The following is a 309-nucleotide window of genomic DNA, read 5'->3' on the forward strand; positions in this document are numbered from 1 at the left end:
CCGGCTACCCGTCTTCGCCTTGGTAGGCCATTACCCTACCAACTAGCTGATAGGACATTGACCCCTCTCTGAGCAAATGGACCTTTCCAGATCCATTTCTTTGACTGCCGACACCAAAGTGTCAGCATTTTTATTGAGAATTAGCAACCCTTTCGGTAGCCCCAATTACTTGGAACGTTGTTGTTCCCATCTCAAAGGTAGGTTATCAATGCATTACTCACCCTTACGCCACTCGGTTTGCGCCCCTTTCGGGACGCTCCCTCGTGCGACTTGCATGCCTAATCCACGCCGCCAGCGTTCGTTCTGAGC

The 309-nt window shown here is 51.5% G+C and carries 1 rRNA gene; it reads right to left on the reverse strand.

What is annotated here, in order from left to right:
* Nucleotides 1-309: ribosomal RNA gene (locus MST27_RS22365) — 16S ribosomal RNA — on the reverse strand; the annotation flags it as partial.

The organism is Stutzerimonas marianensis (assembly GCF_022810315.1).
Classification (GTDB): domain Bacteria; phylum Pseudomonadota; class Gammaproteobacteria; order Pseudomonadales; family Pseudomonadaceae; genus Stutzerimonas; species Stutzerimonas marianensis.